General features: G+C 74.8%; 19 protein-coding genes. 12 read left to right on the top strand and 7 right to left on the bottom strand.

Features of this window, described 5'->3' with window-relative positions; all coding sequences use genetic code 11:
* Nucleotides 1–141 precede the first annotated feature (141 nt).
* Both ACFU97_RS36750 and ACFU97_RS36745 read left to right on the top strand, forming a co-directional pair.
* The gene (locus tag ACFU97_RS36750) at nt 142–606 is read left to right on the top strand and encodes a cyclic nucleotide-binding domain-containing protein (protein WP_384265135.1); all 465 of its coding nucleotides are present in this window, start codon (nt 142–144) and stop codon (nt 604–606) included.
* 124 nt (nt 607–730) lie between these two features.
* On the top strand, nt 731–1,255 hold the full coding sequence (locus ACFU97_RS36745; RefSeq protein ID WP_384265133.1) for a DUF2231 domain-containing protein: 525 nt from the start codon (nt 731–733) through the stop codon (nt 1,253–1,255).
* A 29-nt stretch (nt 1,256–1,284) separates the two neighbouring features.
* On the opposite strand, the gene ACFU97_RS36740 is transcribed toward ACFU97_RS36745, so the two are convergent.
* The 5 genes from ACFU97_RS36740 to ACFU97_RS36720 form a co-directional block, all read right to left on the bottom strand.
* Nucleotides 1,285–1,941, bottom strand: coding sequence for a potassium channel family protein (locus ACFU97_RS36740; RefSeq protein ID WP_384265131.1), 657 nt, complete (start codon nt 1,939–1,941; stop codon nt 1,285–1,287).
* Entirely contained in the window at nt 1,938–2,597 is a 660-nt protein-coding gene (locus ACFU97_RS36735; protein WP_384265130.1) for a potassium channel family protein, read from the bottom strand. Before ACFU97_RS36735 ends, ACFU97_RS36740 begins: the two co-directional genes overlap by 4 nt.
* Nucleotides 2,594–5,425, bottom strand: a complete 2,832-nt coding sequence (locus tag ACFU97_RS36730; RefSeq protein WP_384265128.1) for a cation-translocating P-type ATPase — start codon at nt 5,423–5,425, stop codon at nt 2,594–2,596. Before ACFU97_RS36730 ends, ACFU97_RS36735 begins: the two co-directional genes overlap by 4 nt.
* A 177-nt stretch (nt 5,426–5,602) precedes the next feature.
* Complete coding sequence (locus tag ACFU97_RS36725) at nt 5,603–6,052, bottom strand: OsmC family protein (protein ID WP_384265127.1); 450 nt, start codon at nt 6,050–6,052, stop codon at nt 5,603–5,605.
* A 56-nt stretch (nt 6,053–6,108) separates the two neighbouring features.
* On the bottom strand, nt 6,109–6,972 hold the full coding sequence (locus ACFU97_RS36720) for a CBS domain-containing protein (protein WP_384265126.1): 864 nt from the start codon (nt 6,970–6,972) through the stop codon (nt 6,109–6,111).
* A gap of 182 nt (nt 6,973–7,154) precedes the next feature.
* On the opposite strand from ACFU97_RS36720, the gene ACFU97_RS36715 reads away from it, so the two are divergent.
* The 9 genes from ACFU97_RS36715 to ACFU97_RS36675 are packed head-to-tail and all read left to right on the top strand — an operon-like array spanning nt 7,155 to nt 14,898.
* Nucleotides 7,155–7,649 carry a hypothetical protein gene (locus ACFU97_RS36715; RefSeq protein WP_384265124.1) on the top strand — a complete coding sequence of 165 codons (495 nt, stop codon included), beginning with the start codon at nt 7,155–7,157 and terminating at the stop codon, nt 7,647–7,649.
* Entirely contained in the window at nt 7,622–8,539 is a 918-nt protein-coding gene (locus ACFU97_RS36710) for a V-type ATPase subunit (protein ID WP_384265123.1), read from the top strand. The genes ACFU97_RS36715 and ACFU97_RS36710 overlap by 28 nt, the downstream gene beginning before the upstream one ends.
* Nucleotides 8,523–9,962: a V-type ATPase 116kDa subunit family protein gene (locus ACFU97_RS36705; RefSeq protein ID WP_384265122.1), complete on the top strand. Its 1,440-nt coding sequence runs from the start codon at nt 8,523–8,525 to the stop codon at nt 9,960–9,962. The genes ACFU97_RS36710 and ACFU97_RS36705 overlap by 17 nt, the downstream gene beginning before the upstream one ends.
* Nucleotides 9,959–10,381 carry an ATP synthase subunit C gene (locus ACFU97_RS36700; RefSeq protein ID WP_384265120.1) on the top strand — a complete coding sequence of 141 codons (423 nt, stop codon included), beginning with the start codon at nt 9,959–9,961 and terminating at the stop codon, nt 10,379–10,381. Before ACFU97_RS36705 ends, ACFU97_RS36700 begins: the two co-directional genes overlap by 4 nt.
* A 1-nt stretch (nt 10,382) precedes the next feature.
* Entirely contained in the window at nt 10,383–10,604 is a 222-nt protein-coding gene (locus tag ACFU97_RS36695; protein ID WP_384265119.1) for a hypothetical protein, read from the top strand.
* The gene (locus tag ACFU97_RS36690) at nt 10,601–11,131 is read left to right on the top strand and encodes a V-type ATP synthase subunit E family protein (protein WP_384265118.1); all 531 of its coding nucleotides are present in this window, start codon (nt 10,601–10,603) and stop codon (nt 11,129–11,131) included. The genes ACFU97_RS36695 and ACFU97_RS36690 overlap by 4 nt, the downstream gene beginning before the upstream one ends.
* Nucleotides 11,119–12,864: a V-type ATP synthase subunit A gene (locus ACFU97_RS36685; RefSeq protein ID WP_384265116.1), complete on the top strand. Its 1,746-nt coding sequence runs from the start codon at nt 11,119–11,121 to the stop codon at nt 12,862–12,864. The genes ACFU97_RS36690 and ACFU97_RS36685 overlap by 13 nt, the downstream gene beginning before the upstream one ends.
* A gap of 5 nt (nt 12,865–12,869) precedes the next feature.
* Complete coding sequence (locus ACFU97_RS36680; RefSeq protein WP_384265213.1) at nt 12,870–14,255, top strand: V-type ATP synthase subunit B; 1,386 nt, start codon at nt 12,870–12,872, stop codon at nt 14,253–14,255.
* A 4-nt stretch (nt 14,256–14,259) separates the two neighbouring features.
* Nucleotides 14,260–14,898, top strand: a complete 639-nt coding sequence (locus ACFU97_RS36675; RefSeq protein WP_384265115.1) for a V-type ATP synthase subunit D — start codon at nt 14,260–14,262, stop codon at nt 14,896–14,898.
* Between the two features lie 23 nt (nt 14,899–14,921).
* Here the strand turns inward: ACFU97_RS36675 and ACFU97_RS36670 are convergent, their stop codons facing one another.
* Both ACFU97_RS36670 and ACFU97_RS36665 read right to left on the bottom strand, forming a co-directional pair.
* Nucleotides 14,922–15,311, bottom strand: a complete 390-nt coding sequence (locus ACFU97_RS36670) for a VOC family protein (protein ID WP_384265114.1) — start codon at nt 15,309–15,311, stop codon at nt 14,922–14,924.
* A complete protein-coding gene (locus tag ACFU97_RS36665) occupies nt 15,308–16,099 on the bottom strand; it encodes an ArsR family transcriptional regulator (protein WP_384265113.1) in 792 nt (263 codons plus the stop codon). Before ACFU97_RS36665 ends, ACFU97_RS36670 begins: the two co-directional genes overlap by 4 nt.
* 274 nt (nt 16,100–16,373) lie before the next feature.
* On the opposite strand from ACFU97_RS36665, the gene ACFU97_RS36660 reads away from it, so the two are divergent.
* Nucleotides 16,374–17,663, top strand: a complete 1,290-nt coding sequence (locus tag ACFU97_RS36660) for an FAD-dependent oxidoreductase (RefSeq protein ID WP_384265112.1) — start codon at nt 16,374–16,376, stop codon at nt 17,661–17,663.
* Nucleotides 17,664–17,670: the final 7 nt, after the last annotated feature.

The following is a 17,670-nucleotide window of genomic DNA, read 5'->3' as shown; positions in this document are numbered from 1 at the left end:
TCGCCTCCACAGGGCCCCGTCCGGCCCCCGCGACGGGGACCGATCGGCCCATGTGGTGCCCCCGGCCGTGGCCGACGCTGAAGACAGGCGACGTCCCCGCGACGACCGCCGTGCCGGCCCGGCGCACGAGGAGGCGCAGCCATGACCACCGCGATCACCCCCCGGACCACCAGGAAGCTCCCCGCCGTGTACCGGGGCAGGCTCATGAACATGGCGCACGACGTGCGCTACCCGCCGGACACCCGCCTGTTCGTGGAGGGAGGCCGGGCCGATCACTTCTGGATCGTGGAGTCGGGCACCGTCGCCCTCGACACGAGGGTGCCCGGGCGCCGCCCGGCCGTCATAGACACCGTGGAGTCCGGCGAACTCCTCGGCTGCTCCTGGCTCTACCAGCCCTACCGCTGGCGGTTCGGCGCCCGCACGGTGGGCCCGGTGCGGGCCCACGAGTTCGACGCGCGGACGGTCCTGCGGATGTGCGAGGACGATCCCGAGATGGGGCGCTGGATCGCCCTGTGGGTCGGCGACGCCGTCAACCGCAGGCTGAGCGCGGCCCGCACCCGGCTGCTCGACCTGTACGCCCCCTACGGCAGCGGGGCCCGGGGCTGAGACGGCCTTCGGAGAGGCGCTGACAAGAAAGCGCCGCTCTCAGAAGAAGCTGAGAACTTCCTGTGCCAGGGTGGCGCGCCTGATCGAAAACAATCATGCGCCCAACCTGCTGAAGGAACCCCCCATGAGCCTGGTGAATGGCCTGCCTGCACATGTGCTGCTCGTCCATTTCGTCGTCGTACTCGTCCCCCTGACCGCCCTGGCACTCGTCGTGTGCGCGGTCTGGCCGGCGGCGGCGCGGCGCATGGGCATCGTGCTGCCATTGCTCGCCCTCGTCACGGTCGCGAGCGTCCCGCTCACCACGCAGGCGGGGGAGTGGCTGGAGGAGCACGTCGACAGCAACTCACTGGTACGCCGGCACGCCGAGCTCGGTGACGGGATGCTCCCGTGGGCCGGAGGCCTGCTCGTGCTGGCCGTCGTCGTCTGGTGGGCGACCCGCCGCACCGCCGCCTCCGTGTCCGCCGACGGGGACGGGCGCGGCACCCGCTGGGCCGCCGCCCCGGTGCGCGTCGTTGCCGCCGTGCTGTCGGTCGTGATCGCCGGCGGAGCCGTCGTGGACGTCTACCGCATCGGCGACTCGGGGGCCAAGGCCGCGTGGCACGACGGCTACTCCAAGACGGCGTCCGGCGGCGAGGGCGACGGCGACTGAACCCGGCGCCGACCCGCCCGCGCGGCGGATCACTGGAAGACCGCGTGCACCTCGCTGGGGGTGGCGGTGTGGGAGACCACGAGGAGCTCGTCGCCCTCCCGCAGCTCCAGCTCCGGCGCGGGTGCCAGCGGATCGCCGGCGCGGACGACGGTGGCGACCACGATGCCGTGCGGCACGGCGATCTCCGCGAGGGTGTGCCCGGCGGCCCGGGAGTGCGGCCCGATGCTCGTCTCGATCACGTCGACGCCCGCCTTGCTCAGCCGCAGCAGCGCCACCGTGTCGCTGGCGCTCGTCGCCTCCTCGACCAGGGAGACGAGGGGCGCCGCGGCCGGCACGGCGGTGTCGACGCCCCAGTGCGCGTCGAACAGCCAGGCGTTCTCGTCGTCGTTGATCCGCGCGATGACCCGGGGGACCTTGAACTGGCGCTTGGCGAGCAGGCTGACGACCAGGTTGTCCTCGTCCTCGCCGGTGGTGGCGACGACCAGGTCGGCGGCGTGGGCGCCGGCCGCCTCCAGCACGGCCGGCTCGCAGGCGTCGCCGGCGCACAGCTCGGCGGGCACCCGGCCCTCGAGCGCGGCGACCCGGTCGTCGTCCCGGTCCACGAGCGTGACCTGGTTGCGGGCGGCGCCGAGCACCTGGGCGATCTGGGTGCCGAGGCGTCCGGCCCCGGCGACGATGACCTTCATGTGCCGAGCTCCTTGTCGAGGAAGCCGCGCAGCCGGCCGAGGGCGTCGGCGGCGACGGCGAACGTGACCAGATCGTCCGCCTCGGCGGCCGTGTGCGGGGTGGGCAGGAACGACCGGCCGCCGCGGGTCACCTCGACCACGCGGATCTCACCGTCCACCTCCAGGCCGCCGAGCTGCCGGCCGGTGAGGTAGGCGGGCAGCCGGGAACGCACCAGCAGCGTCTCGCCGTTGCCGAAGTCGAGCTCCGGGGTGAGGTGGCGGTGCAGCAGCATCTGGTGCAGCTGGTGCACCGTCCAGCGCACGCTGGCGATCGTCGGGATGCCCAGGCCGCGGTAGATGTCGGCGCGCCGGGGATCGTAGATGCGGGCCAGCACGATCGGCACCCGGTAGGTCTCCTTCGCCGTACGGGCGCTGACGATGTTGGTGTTGTCGCCGGAGGTGACGGCGACGAACGCGTCGGCGAGCGCGATACCGGCGGACTCCAGCAGGGTGCGGCTGAAGCCGTTGCCGTGCAGGACCTGGCCGGTGAAGCCGGGGGGCAGCAGCCGCCGGGTCCTGGGGTCGCGGTCGATGACGCGCACGTCGTGGCCCTCGTTGACCAGCTGGGCGGCGAGCTGGGAACCGACCCGGCCGCAGCCCACCACGATGACCCTCATCGCGTCGTCTCCTTTCCGGTGACGGCGGGCGCGGGCCTGCGGCGCACCCACCACTTGCGTGCCTCCTCCGCGGCCAGCAGCAGGACGCCGAAGCCGACGAGCACGGCCCAGTCGGCGGCACCCAGCGCCGCGGTGTTGAACACGTCCTGCAGCAGCGGCACGTAGCTGATCGCGGCCATCAGGCCGATGCCGAAGCAACCCGCCGCGATCAGGCGGGGGTTGGAGAACACCCCGACGGTGAACACGCTCTGCCGGTCGGTGCGCACGGCCAGGGCGTTGAAGAACTGGCTCACCACGATCGCCGCCTGGGTGAGCGTGATGGCCTTGCGGTAGGCGGGGTCGTCGCTCGTGAAGTCCGCGTACGGGATCCCCGAGGCGTGCACCTGCCAGAAGAAGACCGTGCACACGCCGATCGACTGCACGGCGCCCAGGAAGAGGAAACGGCGCACCAGTTCGGCGGAGAACAGCCGCTCGCGGCGCGAGCGGGGCGGGCGGTCCATCGTGTCCGGCTCGGGCGGCTCCGCGCCCAGCGCCAGGGCGGGCAGCACGTCCGAGCCGAGGTCGATGGCCAGGATCTGCACGGCGGTCAGCGGCACCAGCGGGAAGCCGGCGAACGCCGCCGCGAGGATCGGGACGAGCTCGGCGATGTTGTGGCTGAAGAGGTAGGCCAGGAACTTGCGGATGTTGCGGTAGACGGACCGCCCGAGTTCCACGGCCGCCGTGATGGAGGCGAACGAGTCGTCCAGCAGCACCATCTCGGAGGCCTCGCGGGCCACGTCGGTGCCGGTGGCACCCATGGACACGCCGATGTCGGCGTGCTTGAGCGCGGGGGCGTCGTTGGCCCCGTCCCCGGTGACCGCCACCACCTCGCCGCGCTCCTGCAGCGCCGCCACCACCCGCATCTTGTGCTCCGGGCTGACCCGGCACAGCAGCAACTGCCCCGGTTCCGCGAGCAGTTCGTCCAGTGCGCCCGCGTCCATGGCGTCCAGGCCGGGGCCGGTGACGACGGTGGGCGCGGGACCGGTCACGATGCCGACGCGGCGGGCGATCGCCTCCGCCGTCAGCGGGTGGTCGCCGGTCACCATCACGATCCGGATGCCGGCCCGGTGGCAGGCCCGGACCGCCTCGGCGACCTCGGGCCTCGGCGGGTCGAGCATGCCGATCAGGCCCAGGAAGGTCAGGTCGGCCTCGGCCTCCTGCGCCGTGCCCGGCAGCTCGTCCACCGGACGGACGGCCACCGCCAGCACCCGCAACCCCCGTGCCGCCATCGTGTCGTTGGCCGCGACGACGCCCTCCCGCAGCGGGGCGTCGAGATCGTGCTCGGCGGAGTGCAGACGGATGCGGCGGCACCGCGTGAGCACCTCCTGCGGCGCGCCCTTGACGCACAGGACGTCACCGGTGGGTGTCCGGTGAACGGTGCTCATCAGCTTGCGCACGGGATCGAAGGGGAACTCGCCGATGCGCGGCGCCGCGTCCCGCTCCTCGGCCGGATGCAGACCTGCCTTGGCCGCCGCGACGAGGATCGCGCCCTCCGTGGTGTCGCCGAGCACCCGCCACCCGTCGGCGCCCGCCGGGGGCACCAGCCGCGCGTCCGTGCACAGCACCGCGCTGCGCATGAGGTCCCCGAGATCCTCCGGACCGGACACCTCGCCGGCCGGCGCGTACCCCACGCCGGACACCTCGTGCCACGTCCCGTCGCTCCAGATCCGGGTGACCGTCATCTCCGCCTGGGTGAGGGTGCCCGTCTTGTCCGTGCAGACCACGGTGGTCGAGCCCAGGGCCTCCACCGCCAGCAGCTTCTTGACCAGGGCCTGCCGGCGGGCCATCCGGCGCACCCCGATGGCCAGCGACACCGACAGCGTCGCGGGCAGCCCCTCGGGCACCAGCGCGACCATCACCCCGAGCGCGAACACGAAGGCCGACACCAGGGGCTGCCCGGTCTGCAGGCGCAGCGCGAACATGCCCGCGCCGATCGCCACGGCCAGCGCCGCCACCCGCCGCGCCATCACGGCGACCTCGCGCTGCAGGGGCGTCTTCTGGCTCGGGGCCTCGTCGGTGAGCCGGAAGATCCTGCCGAACTCCGTCGCCGCCCCGATGGCGTAGACGACCGCCTTGCCCGACCCGGCCACCACCGTGGTGCCCATGAAGACGCAGTTGCGGGAGTCCAGGGCGGTGTCCGCCGCGGTCGGCTCACCGACCCGGCCGACCGCCGAACTCTCCCCGGTCAGCGGCGCGTTGTTCACCGACAGCCCGTGGGCCGCGACGACCCGGCAGTCCGCCGAGACCGCGTCGCCCGCCTCCAGGACGACGAGGTCGCCCGGCACCAGCGCGGCGGACGGCAGCTCCAGGCGTTCCCCGTCCCGCAGCACCCGGCAGGTGTGCGGCACCATCGCCTGCAGCGTCTGGGCGGTCCGCTCGGCCGAGTACTCCTGCGCGAAGCCGATCACCGCGTTCAGCACCACGACGCCCAGGATCGCGAAGGCCAGCTGCAGGTTGCCGACGTCGCGGGGGTCCTGCAGCGCGTAGGCGAGGAACGTCAGCGCCGACGCCGCGATCAGCACGAGCGCGAACAAGTCGGTGAACTGGGCGAGGAAACGCCGCCACACGCCCTTGCGGCGGGGGCGGGGCAGCTCGTTGGGACCGTACGTCCCCTGCCGCGCACCCGCCTCGGCGGCGGACAGCCCGCGCGGCGAGCTGCCGAAGGCCGTGAACACCTCGTCCGCGGGCAGCCGTTGCACCGGCGGGGCCGATGTGCCGGGCGGCGGTGCGGTGCCCGCGGTCCGGGCGCCGCGGGCGGCCGGAAGACTCGCTGTGAGACGGCTCGGCACCGGACCCCCAGGCTCGTAGGACGGCTTTCTCCCCTCCACGCTTCGCCGCGGGAGCCGGGCCCGCCATGGGCCACCCGGCCCGCAGGAGGGGGCGGACCCGCCCTGTCACACCTGCAGCGGCACGGCCTCACCGGACCACCTGGCCCCGGTGTGCGGACGCCCGGCTCGGCGACATGCTCAGGGCTCCGGCAGGGCCAGCCCGATCTCGACCCTGGGCGGCAGCCGCAGCGTGTTGTGCACGGTGCAGTGCGAGACGACCGCGAGCAGGGCCTCATGGCGCTGGTCGGACAGCGCGTGCGGGGGCGTGACGGTGACCCGCAGCGACTCGACGCGGGCCGGTGGGTCGGCCGCCAGGGTGAACTCCGTGTGCACCCGCAGGCCGCCACGGGGCAGGCCGTGCCGCTGCAGGTAGCGGCCGGCGTAGAAGGCCACGCAGGTGGCCAGGGAGGCGGCGAACAGCTCGACCGGTGTGGGCGCCACGTCGGTGCCGCCCGCCTCGGTGGGCTGGTCGACCAGGAGCCGGTGGCCGCGGATGTCGACCTCGAAGGCGTCGCCGTGGACATGGGTGACGTCGAGCCCGTACGTGCCGGGGGTCTGCCTGACGGTCTCCGTGGCGGTGTGGGTCATGGCCGGACCTCCCTGGTCGGCGTCGGCAGCTGTGCCTGAAGTGCGCGCGCCGGGGTTCAGACCGCCGTGAGGTGGTCCGCCACCTCCAGCACGTCCGGAATGCGTGCCACCGCGTCGGTCAGCCGCGGTACGAGGTCCGCGGGCAGCGAACCGGTGAGGGTGACGACCCCGTGCTGGACCTGCACACCCACGCTCTTGGGGTCGACCTCCAGTTCCTCCCGCAGCACGTGGGAGACGATCTCCGTGCGCAGGGCGGCGTCGTCCCGCACCAGGGCGTGCAGCAGCTCGCTGCGGCTGACGACGCCCACGAGACGGCCCTTGTGGTCGGTCACGTACACCTGCCGGATCCGGGAGCGGGCCGCGGTGCGGGCCGCCTCGACGACCGGGGTCCAGGGGTGCACGGTCAGCGCCGGCGTCGTCATCAGCGCGCCGGCCGTGATGCCGGTGCCCAGGCCCCGCGAGCGGCGGCCGAGCAACTTGCCCAGGGCGCCGGTGTGTTCGTCGGTGGTGGCGAGGGTGGCCGCCCTGGCCAGCAGATCGGACTCCGCGACCACGCCGACGACGTGCCGGGAGGCGTCCACGACGGGAACGGCCCCCAGCTGCTCGCGGGCGAGCATGTGGGCGACGTCCGCGAAGGGCGTGTCGGGGGTGACCCCGGTCGCCGTCCGCCGCGCGATGTGGCTGATCTGGAGGTCCGAGATCGTCCCCGGACGCGGGGCGTCCCGCCGGGCCGGGCCGGTCACGGCGTGCGGGGCGGGAGACAGCTCGTCGGCGTGCGACTCGTGCGAGGCCATGGCCTGCAGATAGCGCACCATCAGATTCTGACGGGTTTCCTCGGCCGGCTTGGGGGCGGCGGTGGGCACCGAACGACGGGCCTCCACCGATGCCGCGCCTGCTTCCCGGGCGTCACGGTCGTTCATGGCAACCTCCCGTGGTCCGCGCGCAACGCGCCTCCTATGCTCACCATCCCGCCGAGCGGTCGGCGGGCACAGGGCCGCCCGGCCCCTTCCGCAGGTCAATCGGCCCCTGTGGGCCTTCGCACCCCTTTCGTAGCGTGAAAGCAGGTCATCAGCGGACGCCGTGGTCGGGCTCGGAGGTCGTCATGCCTGGATTCCGCGAGTTCCTCGCGCGCTTCCGGCCGGCCGGTTCACCCGGCCCCGCCGTCGGCGGCGCCGTTCCCGCGGACCGTTCCGCCGAACTCGCCGCCGAGCTGGAGCCCCCGCTGGCCCTCCTGGACGACACCGCCGCCGAGGCCGCCGCGCTGCGCGAGAACGCGACGCGGGAGGCCGCCGCCCGCCGGCGTACGGCCGCCCGGCGGGCCGAGGACATCGTGCGGACCGCGCGGGAACAGGCCCAGGAGGTCAGGCGTGCGACCGCGGAGCGGCTCGGCGAGGAGGCCCGTGCCGCGGCGGCCCGCGCCGACGCCGAGGCGGCGCGGGCCGTGGAGGAGATGCGGGAGCGCGCGCGAGGCCGCACCCACGAACTGGCCGTGCGCCTCGCGGCCCGCACCGTCCGCGAACTGACCGGGCCGCCCGGCACAGGGCCGGAGGGACCGCAGAGGGGACCGTCATGGGCGCCGGATGGGTCGCCGGGGTGACCCGGGCCGAGGCCATGGCCGCCGGGCGCGCCGGACCCGCGACGGCGCGGCGGCTGGCCGCCGCGCCCGGCCTGCCGGACGCCCTGCGGACGCTGGCCGCCACCCCCTACCGCCGCCGGCTCGACGTCGAGGCCGGCATCACCGAGGCCCAACGGGCGGTCACCGAGACCCTGTTGTGGCAGCTGCGGGTCCTGGCCGGGTGGCAGCCGCGGCCCGGCTCCGCCGCCGTACGCCTGCTCGCGTCGCACTTCGAGATCGCCAACACCCGGGGCCTGCTGCGCGCCATGGAGGGTGCGCCGCAGCCGCCGCCGTACCGGCTGGGGGCGCTGTCGACGGTCTGGCCCCGGCTGTCCCGGGCCCGCAGTCCGGCGGAGCTGCGGGCCGAACTCGCCGCGTCCCCCTGGGGGGATCCCGGATCCGAGTCGCCCGCGGCGGTGATCACCGCCATGCGGTGGTCGGCGGCCGCGCGCACCGCGGCGAACGTGCCGTCGGCCGCCCGCTGGGCGGCGGGCGAGGCCGCCCTGCTGTGGGCCCGCGAGGTCTTCGTGACCGGTCGCCGGCCCGACACACGGCACGCGGTGCGTCTGCTCGGCACGGCGGCCGTGCGGTCGACCGCCTTCGGCGAGTTCCGCGCGGGCCTGCCGGCGGCGGCCAAGTGGGCGCTGGCGGACGTCGGGACACCCGCCGACCTGTGGCGGGCCGAGGCGCGCTGGTGGACCACGCTCGAACACGACGGCCTGCGACTGCTGCACGAGGCCCGCTTCGACATGACGCCCGTCGTGGGCGCGGTGGCGGTCCTCAGCACCGACGCCTGGCGGGTGCGGGCCGGGCTGGAGTGCGCCGAGCAGGGTGGGCAAGCGCTGGAGGCCTTCGATGAGCTCCTGGGCTGATTCCCTGACACCGGCGCGGATGGACCGGGTGGCCGTCGTCGCCCCTCGCGCCGTGCTGCGGGACGCCCTGGTGTGCGTGGCCGACGCGGGATGCGTCGAACTCGACGGAGCGGGGGAGCCCGGGCACGGCAGGCCCGGGCCCGCCGCCCGGCGGCTCCAGGCGCTCGGTGCGGGGCCCGTCCGCCCCCTGCTCTCCCCGACGGCACCCGACCTCGACGCGCTCGGGGCCGCGGGCCGGGCCGACCTGCTCGCGGGCGAGGCCCAGCTCGAGACGTACCACGAGGCGGCGCTGCGGCACGGCGCCGCGGCCGCCCTGGCCGGATGGTGCCCGGCGGCCGAAGTGCCGCGCCTGTCCGCCCGGTTGGCGCGCACCGGAGGCGCGCTGGTGCCGCTGCGCGCACCCCGTGGCATCGACCCGCCGACCCGGCTCCACGACACGACCACGGTCCGGCGCTCCCTCGTCCCCCTGGTGCGCACCTACGGCACCGTCCCGTACGCCGACGTCGACCCCACCCTGCCCGCGGGAATCGCCTACGTCGCCATGTTCGGGATGATGTTCGGCGACGCCGGCCACGGCCTGCTGCTCCTGCTCGGCGCGCTGCTGCTGCGCACCGGCCGGCCGCGCCGCCTGGCGTCCCTGCGGCCCGTCTGGCCCTTCGTGGCCGGAGCCGGCGTGACGAGCACCCTCGCGGGACTCGCGTACGGCGAATTCTTCGGCCCCACCGGCGTGTTGCCGGTGCTGTGGCTCAACCCCCTCGACGAACCGCTGCGGCTGCTCGCCGCCGCGATCGCCGTCGGTGCGATCCTGCTCGCCCTCGCCTACGCGGCGGGCATCGTCAACCGCTGGCGCGAGGGCGGCCCGAGCCGTGCCCTGTACGCCGCGTCCGGCATCGCGGGCGCCGCGGTCTTCCTCGGCCTCGCGGTCCTCGCCGCGGGCGCCGCGACCCACGCACCCGTGCTCGCCGTGATCGGCTCGCTGCTCGCGCTCGCCGGGCTGGCGCTGGCCGGCACCGGGCTGTTCACGGCCTCCGGCGGCGGCGCCTCCGGCGCCCTGCAGACCGGGGTCCAGCTCTTCGACGTGGTGATCCGCATCGGCTCGAACACGGTGTCCTTCGCCCGGCTCGCGGCCTTCGGCCTCACCCATGCCGCCCTGGGCGCCATCGTCTGGCAGGGCACCACGGCCCTGACCGGATCCGGGCCGGTGGGCGTGATCGCCGGATGTCTGGTCTTCCTGCTCGGCAATGCGCTCGCCTTCGCCCTGGAGGCGCTCGTCGCGGGCGTACAGGCCCTGCGGCTGGAGTTCTACGAGCTGTTCTCCCGGGTCTTCGACGCCGAGGGCCGGCCCTTCCGCCCCTGGCACGTGCCCACGCAGGCACCGTCCGTGCCCCCAGCCGCCCCACCCGCCATGGAGGTGACGACATGATCGCCTGGCTGATCGCGCTCCCCGTGCTCGTCGCGGCGTTCGCCGGGACCCGACGTCTGCTGCGCCGTCGCGACAAGGCGGCGCTGCGGTGGGTTCTCGCGGCGGACGCGGCACTGTTCTCCGGGGCCCTCGCGCTCCTGCTGGTCGCCCTGAGCGGCGGCGCGGCACAGGCGCACACCGCCACGGCCGCCGCCCAGAGCTCCGGCTCGGGCTCGGCGGCCCTGATCGGCGCCGCGATCGCGGTCGCCGGCGCCTCGATCGGTGCCGCGATCGCCGTGGCGTACACGGGTGCCGCGGCCATCGCGGCGCTCAGCGAACGGCCCGAGCTGTTCGGCCGGGCCATGGTCATCGTCGGCCTCGCCGAAGGGATCGCGATCTACGGCCTGGTCGTCGCCATCATCCTGATCGGGAAGTCCTGACATGACGCACGTGGCAGCGATCGGCGAGCGGCAGCGCGTGGTCGGGCTGGCGACGGCGGGAGTCGTCGTCCTGCCCGCCGAGGACCCGGAGGCGGTCCTGGCCGCCTGGAGCGGACTTCCGGCGGAGGTGGGTCTGGTGATCCTCACGCCTGCGGCGGCCGCCGTTCTCGGGTCCGGGCCGCTCGATGCGCAGGATCGGCTGACGGCGGTGATGCCGTCATGAGGACCACGCTGCTGCCCGCCGCCGCCTCGCCGGCACTGGACCCCGTACGGGCGCGGCTTCTGCGGGATGCCGCCGCGGACGCCGAGGCGCTGCTGGCGGAGGCCGACGAGGAGGCCCGGGCCGGCGTCCGGGAGGCCGAGGCGCAGGCGTCGGCCGTCCTCGCCGAGGCCCGTAGGCAGGGCGCGCACGACGCCGACCTCGCCGGTGCCGCCGCCCGCAGCCGGGTCCGCCGCGCCGCACGGTCGAGGGAGCTGGCCGCCCGCCGGGAGATCTGGGAGGACCTGTGCCGGCAGGTCGTGGACCGTGTCGAGGCCCTGCGCGGCACCGACGCGTACCCCGCCGTGCGCCGGCGCCTGACCGCCCGGGTGCGGCAGGTGCTGGGCCCCGGCGCCCGGATCACCGAGGCCCCCGGCGGAGGTGTCGTCGGCGACGCCCCGGGGCGCCGGCTCGACTGCGGTCTGGCCGCGTTCGCACAACGGGCGCTGGACCGGGCCGGCGGGGAGGTGGAGCAGCTGTGGGCACCGTGACGTCCACCCGGCACGGCACCGGCCGCATCCTGCGGGTCGCCGGCCCGCTCGTGGAGGCCGAGCACGTCGGCGGCACCGCCATGCACGACCTCGTCGCCCTCGGCGAGGACGAACTGCCCGGCGAGGTCGTCGCCATCCGCGACGCGGTCATCACGATCCAGGCGTACGAGTACACGGGCGGTCTCGCCCCCGGGATGGCGTGCCGCCCGCTGGGCCGGCCGCTGTCCGCGGCCCTCGGCCCCGGCCTGCTCGGCGGCATCTTCGACGGACTGCTGCGTCCCCTCAAGTCGGCCGGCGCCTGGCTGGAACCGGGCGCCGACGGCCGGAGCGGACAGGACGAGCCCGGCTGGGCATTCACGCCCCGGGCCGCCGAGGGCGAGCAGGTCGGGCCGGGAGACGTCCTCGGCGAGATCCACGACGCCGGGCCCGTACCGCTCCCGGTGCTCGTCCCGCCCGGCAGCGCGGGACGCGTGGAATCGATCGCCGCCCCGGGCCGCCTCGCCGCCGACGACACCGTCGCCACGGTGGCCGGGACGATGATCCCGCTGACCACCCGGTGGCCCGTGCGCACACCACGGCCGGTCCGCGAACGCCTGCGCAGCACCAGGGCGCTGAACACCGGCCAGCGCGTCATCGACCTGCTCTTCCCGGTGGCGCTGGGCAGCACGGTCGCCGTCCCCGGCGGCTTCGGCACCGGCAAGACCGTGCTGCTCCAGCAGATCGCCAAGTGGTGCGACGCGGACGTCATCGTCTACGTCGGCTGCGGCGAGCGCGGCAACGAGATGGCCGACGTCATCGACGAGTTCGGCGCGCTCACCGACCCGCGCACCGGCGGGCGCCTCGCCGACCGGACCGTGATCGTCGCCAACACCTCCAACATGCCGATGATGGCCCGCGAGGCCAGCATCCACACGGGGGTGACGGTCGCCGAGTACTTCCGCGACATGGGCCTGGACGTCGTCGTCATCGCCGACTCCACCTCCCGCTGGGCGGAGGCGCTGCGCGAGTTCGGCTCCCGCACCGGCGCGCTGCCCGCCGAGGAGGGCTACCCGGCCGGACTCGCCTCGGCGATCGCGGCGTTCTACGAACGGGCCGGCGCCGTCACCACCCTCGGCGGCCGCACCGGCTCCGTCACCGTGATCGGCGCGGTCTCGCCGCCCGGCGGCGACATGGCCGAGCCGGTCACCGCCCACACCCAGCGCTTCGTCCGCTGCCTGTGGACCCTCGACCGCGAACTGGCCTACGCCCGCCACTACCCGGCCGTCTCCTGGGCCGAGTCGTTCTCCCGCGACACCGAGGCGCTCGACGCCCACCGGGCGACGGCGGACGACCCGGACACGCCCGCCCGCCGCGCCCGCATCGCGGGCCTGCTCGCCGAGGCCGACCGGCTGGCCGACCTGGTCGACCTGCTCGGCATCACCGCCCTGCCCGCGCGTGAACGCGTCAGCGTCCTGGGCGGGCGGCTGGTGCGCGAGGGCGTGCTCCAGCAGAGCGCGCTGTCCGAACGGGACGCCTACAGCGGCACCCGGAAGACGGCCGCGCTCGCCGAGGCGGTGCTGGCCGTCGTCGCACGCTGCCACGAACTGGCGGACGCGGGCGTGCCGGCCGCACACATCGAGGAGGCCGACTTCTCGCCCGTCCTGCGCGCCCGCGAGGAGGCGGGCCCGCACGGCGCGGCGACCGTGGACACCCTGCGCGCGACCATGCTCGCCCGGCTCGGGGAGGTGTCGTGAACACAGTGCCCGACTGGGGCCGCGCCGAGTTCACCTCGGTGCGCGAGCTGAGCGGCCCGCTGGCGGTCATCGACAAGGTCGAGGGGGTCGGCTGGGACGAGTTCGTCCTGTTCACCCTCGGGTCGGGGGAGCGGCGCCACGGCGTCGTGCTGGAGGTGGACCGGGGCACGGCCGTCGTCCAGGTGCTGGAGGACACCGCGGGCATGGACCCGGCGCGCGTGGGCGCCGAGTTCACCGGCTCGCCCCTGCGCATCCCCGTCGGCCCCGGCTGGCTGGGCCGGGTGTGCAACGGCCGCGGCGAACCGCTCGACGGCGGCCCGCCCGTCTTCGGGGCCACCGCATCGGCGGTCGCCGGCCGCCCGGTCAATCCCCTGCGCCGCGAGCCGCCCGCCGAGCCGGTGCTGACCGGTGTCAGCGCCATCGACGCGCTCACCACGCTGGTGCGGGGACAGAAGCTCCCGGTCTTCTCGGCGGCCGGCCTGCCCCACCTCGAACTGGCGACGCAGATCGCCGCCCGGTCGACGGCCGGAGGGCAGCCGTTCTGCGTGGTCTTCGCCGCCATGGGGGTGACCCACGCGGACGCCGACTTCGTCCGCGACGCGCTGGAGGAACGGTCGGCCGCGGGCGAGCTGGTGCTGCTGCTCAACACCGCCGACGACCCCGTGATCGAGCGCATCCTCACCCCGCGCATCGCGCTCACCGTCGCCGAGCAGCTGGCGTTCGCCGAGGGCCGCCACGTCCTGGTGGTCATGACGGACATGACCAGCTACGCCGAGGCGCTGCGCGAGGTGTCCGCCGCCCGCGGCGAGACCCCGGCCCGCCGCGCCTACCCCGGCTACCTCTACAGCGACCTGGCCTCCCTCTACGAGCGCTGCGGACGCATCCGCGGCCTGCCGGGGTCGGTCACCGTGCTGCCGGTGCTGACCATGCCCGCCGGCGACATCACCCACCCCGTGCCGGACCTCACCGGTTACATCACGGAGGGGCAGATCGTGCTGTCCCGGCAGATGCACGCCCAGGGTGTCTATCCGCCGGTGGACGCGCTGTCCTCGCTGTCGCGGCTGATGCGCAAGGGGGCGGGGCCCGGCCGTACCCGGGAGGACCATCTCGACGTCGCCGCCCAGCTGTTGTCCGCGCTGGCCCGTGCCCGGCAGGTCAGGGAACTGGCCGATCTCGTGGGCGAGGGATCGCTCGGCCCCGCCGACCGGACCTATCTGGACTTCGACCGTGCCTTCGCCCGCGGTCTCGTGCACCAGGGGCAGGACGAACTGCGCACCCTGGAGCAGACGCTGGAGCGCGCGTGGCAGGTGCTGCTGACCCTTCCGCGCAGTCAACTGGCCATGCTTCCGGCCGAGTTCCTCGACGCCCACGGTGCGCAGGAAGGCGGGTGACCCGATGGCCGACCTGCGTGTCCCGCCCGGCCGGGCCGGCCGGCTGCGCCTGCGCCGCAGCCTCGACGTCGCCAGGCGCGGGGCGGACCTGCTCGACCAGAAGCTGCGCGTCCTGCGCACCCGCCACGCGGAACTGCTGCGCGTCGAGCGGGAGGCCGGCGAGCGCTGGCACCGGCAGCTCGCGCAGGCCGAGCGATGGCTGCGGCGCGGGCTGCTGCTGAGCGGCGAAGAGGCCCTGGACCCGGCGGACTTCACCCGCCCCGCCGAACTGGCGGTCTCCTGGACCTCCACCATGGGCGTACGGCACCCGGGCACCGTGACGTGCGCGGTGCCGCCGCGGGAGCCGGACGACCCCACGCCCGCGAACACCGCTCTGGTCCACGCCGAGGCCGCCTACGCCGAGGCGGTGCGGGCGGCGGCCGCCTACGCCGTCGCCCGGTCCGCGTCGCGTGCCGTGGGCGACGAGGTCGTCCGCACCCGGCGCAGGCTGCGGGCCCTGCGCCGGCACTGGGTGCCGCGCCTGGAGACGGCCCTGGCCGCCGCGGACCGCGCACTGGAACAGAGCGAGCACGAGGACGCCGTCCGCAGACGGTGGGCGGCGGGTGCGCAGAGCGCGGCGGCCGCCGCCCGGCCGGACCGGTGAGCCGATCGGTGCGAACCGCCGCGTCAGGTCCGGTCGCTCGCCGGCTGGAACAGCTCGACGAGGTTGCCGGCCGGGTCGGCCAGGAGGATCTGGCGTCCGCCCGGGCCGGAGAGGATGTCGCTGCGGAAGGTCAGTCCGGCCGCGCGCAGGCGCTCGACGTCGGCGTCGAGGTCGTCGAGGACCAGGTGGATGCGGTTGCGGCCGGCGGTGGCGTTGCCGTCGGGCGTGGCCCGGGCGCCGGAGCTGGCCGCGCCGGACAGCAGCAGCCGCAGCGGGCCGCGCGTGACGTCGGCGAACGCGGGTGCGGCGCTGAAGCGCAGGGTGAACCCGAGATGGGTGGTGTAGAAGTCGACGGCTGCCTGGACGTCGTCGACGATGTAACGGACGCTCGCGAGTTGCTCGGTGGACGTCATGGCTGGGCCTCCTGAGGGGTGGCGAGGACGGGCAGCAGATGACGGATGCGGGTGTCGATGTCGCCCGCCGTGCGCCTGAATGCGGGGTAGCTCGTCCGGTCGCCGTCGCTGTGGCCGTTCCCGGCGGCGGCCGGGTCGGGGGTGCTCCAGTGGGCTCGGCGGGTGGGCCGCGGATACTCGGGGCAGACCTCGCGAACCTTGTCGCACAGGGTGATGACGTGGTCGAACCGCTGCTCCGACAGCGTGTCCAGATGCCGTGGCCGCCGGTCACCGATGTCGATGCCGAATTCCTCCCGCAGCACCCGTACGGCGTCGGGGTGCACACGCGGCGCCGGACGGCTGCCCGCGCTGGCGACCTGGACGGCACCGCCCGTGTGCTGCCGCAGCAGGGCCTCCGCGATCGGTGAGCGGGCGCTGTTGCCGGTGCACAGGAAGAGCACGGAGGGTGTGCGCGCGTGCGCGGTGGTGAACGGCGGTGACGGGGCCGGCCGGGTGCGCAGTGCGGGATGAAGGGCGACGCCCGTGGCGGAGAGGACCTGTGCGCAGCGGTCCAGATCGAGGCGGTAGTAGCTGTCCCGGCCGTCGAAGCTGCTCCGGGCCGCCGTGACCAGCCCGCCGTCCCGCAGGAGCCGTAGATGGTACGAGACCAGGTTCTGCGGCTCACCGACGAGCGCCACCAGTTCGCGGACCCGGTGGTCACCGCCGGCCAGGGTGGTCAGCAGGCGCCAGCGCACCGGGTGGGCGGCCAGATGCACGAACGGGGGCGCTGCGCGGCTGGAGGACGCCATACCATCCAGACTACATCAAATGAAATTGATGGAACCTGTACGGTCGTGTCTGCTGGTGCGTCTGACGAGGTCACGGGGGATCGGTAGGCAATTCGCGGTCCACGGTTCGACCACGTTTTGGACAACGTGTGCCGATATCGTCGACCGACAGCGTGGCGACACGTCACACTGAGCCACGGAGGGGGACGGGTGCGACAGGCCTGCGCCGGGCGCACCATCCCACATGTCGCGCTGCTTTGGGGAAGGCGGCGTCAGGACCACAGTGGGGGGATGCATGACGCAGTCGCTTCCGGGGCAACGCCCCGTCGGCGAGCAGGCGTTGACCGGGCGCGGGGGGCTTCCGGTCGTCATCGTGGGTGCGGGGCCGTACGGTCTCTCGGTGGCCGCGCATCTGCGGGCGGCGGGCGTGCCGGTGCGCATCTTCGGTGAGGTGCTGGGCAGTTGGCGGCACGCGATGGCCACCGGGATGTTCCTGAAATCGACTCCGGACGCCACCGACCTCTCGGCACCGGAGCCGGGCGGCCGGCTGGCGGACTTCCGCCGGGTGCACGGCGAGCCGGAGCTGACCGAGCTCACACCGATCCCGTGCGACGTCTTCGTGCGCTACGGGATGTGGTTCCAGAAGCAGTACGTGGGGGAGGTGGACCAGGCACGGGTGGTCTCCGTCGACCGGCCGGGACCCGGCCCGGCCTTCCTCGTCCGCCTCGACGACGGACAGGAGATCGAGGCGGCGGCGGTCGTGGCCGCGACCGGTCTCAACGGCCTCGCGCACATCCCCGCCGAACTGCGGCGGCTCGCCCCGGAGGGCCCGGGCCGGGACGCCCTGGTCTCCCACACCAGCCAGCACACCGACCTGTCGTGCTACGCCGGCCGCCGTGTCGTCGTGGTCGGCGGCGGCCAGTCGGCGCTGGAGAGCGCCGCCCTGCTGCACGAGGCCGGTGCCGAGGCCCAGGTCCTGGTGCGCGAGCCCAAGGTGCTGTGGGGGATGAAGCCGGACCTGGCCCGGCCCCTGACCGAGCGGATGGCCAAACCGGCCTCGCCCCTCGGCACGGGCTGGATCCTGGCGGCGGTCTGCAAGGCACCCGGCGGGGTGCGGTGGATGCCCGCGGCGGCCCGCCTGCTGCTCTTCCGCCGGGCGCTCGGGCCCTCGGGCGGCTGGTGGCTGCGGGACCGCGTCGAGAACATCGTCCCGGTCCGCACGTCCTGCCGCGTCGTGGGGGCCGAAGCGGTTCAGGCGGGGGTGCGCCTGGAGCTCGACGCGCCGGGCGGGCCCGCCACGACGACCGTCGATCACGTGCTGGCGGCCACCGGCTACCGGCTCGACCTGGACGCGGTGCCGTTCCTGTCGACCGCGGTCCGCGACTCGATGGTGTGCGTGCGCGGTTCGAGGGCGCCGCATCTCTCGGCGGCCCTCGAATCGTCGGTGTCGGGGCTGTACTTCACCGGCTCTCTCGCCGCGCCCATGTTCGGCCCGATGATGCGGTTCGTCGCCGGGACCGAGTTCGCCGCCACGCGCATCGCCCGGCACGTCTGCCGTACGCCCGCATTCGCCCGGGGCGGCTGAACGCCCG

The organism is Streptomyces sp. NPDC057616 (genome assembly GCF_042800575.1).
GTDB lineage: Bacteria > Actinomycetota > Actinomycetes > Streptomycetales > Streptomycetaceae > Streptomyces.
This window is presented reverse-complemented; position numbering and strand designations above follow the sequence as displayed.

What these genes read in the sequence shown, in the direction of transcription:
- ACFU97_RS36750 (WP_384265135.1), top strand. Translation starts at nt 142, where the DNA reads ATGACCACCGCGATCACCCCCCGGACCACCAGGAAGCTCCCCGCCGTG.
- ACFU97_RS36745 (WP_384265133.1), top strand. Translation starts at nt 731, where the DNA reads ATGAGCCTGGTGAATGGCCTGCCTGCACATGTGCTGCTCGTCCATTTC.
- ACFU97_RS36740 (WP_384265131.1), bottom strand. Translation starts at nt 1,941, where the DNA reads ATGAAGGTCATCGTCGCCGGGGCCGGACGCCTCGGCACCCAGATCGCC.
- ACFU97_RS36735 (WP_384265130.1), bottom strand. Translation starts at nt 2,597, where the DNA reads ATGAGGGTCATCGTGGTGGGCTGCGGCCGGGTCGGTTCCCAGCTCGCC.
- ACFU97_RS36725 (WP_384265127.1), bottom strand. Translation starts at nt 6,052, where the DNA reads ATGACCCACACCGCCACGGAGACCGTCAGGCAGACCCCCGGCACGTAC.
- ACFU97_RS36720 (WP_384265126.1), bottom strand. Translation starts at nt 6,972, where the DNA reads ATGAACGACCGTGACGCCCGGGAAGCAGGCGCGGCATCGGTGGAGGCC.
- ACFU97_RS36715 (WP_384265124.1), top strand. Translation starts at nt 7,155, where the DNA reads ATGCCTGGATTCCGCGAGTTCCTCGCGCGCTTCCGGCCGGCCGGTTCA.
- ACFU97_RS36710 (WP_384265123.1), top strand. Translation starts at nt 7,622, where the DNA reads ATGGGCGCCGGATGGGTCGCCGGGGTGACCCGGGCCGAGGCCATGGCC.
- ACFU97_RS36705 (WP_384265122.1), top strand. Translation starts at nt 8,523, where the DNA reads ATGAGCTCCTGGGCTGATTCCCTGACACCGGCGCGGATGGACCGGGTG.
- ACFU97_RS36700 (WP_384265120.1), top strand. Translation starts at nt 9,959, where the DNA reads ATGATCGCCTGGCTGATCGCGCTCCCCGTGCTCGTCGCGGCGTTCGCC.
- ACFU97_RS36695 (WP_384265119.1), top strand. Translation starts at nt 10,383, where the DNA reads ATGACGCACGTGGCAGCGATCGGCGAGCGGCAGCGCGTGGTCGGGCTG.
- ACFU97_RS36690 (WP_384265118.1), top strand. Translation starts at nt 10,601, where the DNA reads ATGAGGACCACGCTGCTGCCCGCCGCCGCCTCGCCGGCACTGGACCCC.
- ACFU97_RS36675 (WP_384265115.1), top strand. Translation starts at nt 14,260, where the DNA reads ATGGCCGACCTGCGTGTCCCGCCCGGCCGGGCCGGCCGGCTGCGCCTG.
- ACFU97_RS36670 (WP_384265114.1), bottom strand. Translation starts at nt 15,311, where the DNA reads ATGACGTCCACCGAGCAACTCGCGAGCGTCCGTTACATCGTCGACGAC.
- ACFU97_RS36665 (WP_384265113.1), bottom strand. Translation starts at nt 16,099, where the DNA reads ATGGCGTCCTCCAGCCGCGCAGCGCCCCCGTTCGTGCATCTGGCCGCC.
- ACFU97_RS36660 (WP_384265112.1), top strand. Translation starts at nt 16,374, where the DNA reads ATGACGCAGTCGCTTCCGGGGCAACGCCCCGTCGGCGAGCAGGCGTTG.